The sequence below is a fragment of the Massilia agrisoli genome (assembly GCF_020831365.1).
Taxonomy (GTDB): domain Bacteria; phylum Pseudomonadota; class Gammaproteobacteria; order Burkholderiales; family Burkholderiaceae_D; genus Telluria_A; species Telluria_A agrisoli.
Genome location: NZ_JAJHPV010000024.1, coordinates 1 through 1,194, shown reverse-complemented (window position 1 = coordinate 1,194; position 1,194 = coordinate 1). Strand labels below are relative to the sequence as shown.

Genomic DNA, 1,194 nt, shown 5'->3' with positions numbered 1-1,194 from the left:
GTCCTGGTCTCGAACGACCCTTCAAGGAGCTTAAAGCTCCGGGAAATCTCATCTCAAGGCAAGTTTCCCGCTTAGATGCTTTCAGCGGTTATCTCTTCCGAACTTAGCTACCCGGCAATGCCACTGGCGTGACAACCGGTACACCAGAGGTTCGTCCACTCCGGTCCTCTCGTACTAGGAGCAGCCCCCTTCAAATTTCCAACGCCCACGGCAGATAGGGACCAAACTGTCTCACGACGTTTTAAACCCAGCTCACGTACCACTTTAAATGGCGAACAGCCATACCCTTGGGACCGGCTACAGCCCCAGGATGTGATGAGCCGACATCGAGGTGCCAAACTCCCCCGTCGATATGAACTCTTGGGAGGAATCAGCCTGTTATCCCCAGAGTACCTTTTATCCGTTGAGCGATGGCCCTTCCATACAGAACCACCGGATCACTATGTCCTACTTTCGTACCTGCTCGACTTGTCAGTCTCGCAGTTAAGCACGCTTATGCCATTGCACTATTAGCACGATGTCCGACCGTACCTAGCGTACCTTCGAACTCCTCCGTTACACTTTAGGAGGAGACCGCCCCAGTCAAACTGCCTACCATGCACTGTCCCCGATCCGGATAACGGACCAAGGTTAGAACCTCAAACGAACCAGGGTGGTATTTCAAGGTTGGCTCCACGAGAACTGGCGTCCCCGCTTCAAAGCCTCCCACCTATCCTACACAGATTGGTTCAAAGTCCAATGCAAAGCTACAGTAAAGGTTCATGGGGTCTTTCCGTCTAGCCGCGGGTAGATTGCATCATCACAAACACTTCAACTTCGCTGAGTCTCGGGAGGAGACAGTGTGGCCATCGTTACGCCATTCGTGCAGGTCGGAACTTACCCGACAAGGAATTTCGCTACCTTAGGACCGTTATAGTTACGGCCGCCGTTTACTGGGACTTCAATCAAGAGCTTGCACCCCATCATTTAATCTTCCAGCACCGGGCAGGCGTCACACCCTATACGTCCACTTTCGTGTTTGCAGAGTGCTGTGTTTTTATTAAACAGTCGCAGCCACCAGTTTATTGCAACCCTTTCGCCCTACTGAAGTAAATCAGCCAAGCTACTGGGGCGTACCTTTTCCCGAAGTTACGGTACCAATTTGCCGAGTTCCTTCTCCCGAGTTCTCTCAAGCGCCTTAGAATACTCATCTCG

At 52.0% G+C, this 1,194-nt stretch carries 1 rRNA gene; it reads right to left on the bottom strand.

Annotated features, from left to right (window positions below):
• Positions 1-1,194: ribosomal RNA gene (locus tag LMJ30_RS21450) — 23S ribosomal RNA — on the bottom strand; the annotation flags it as partial.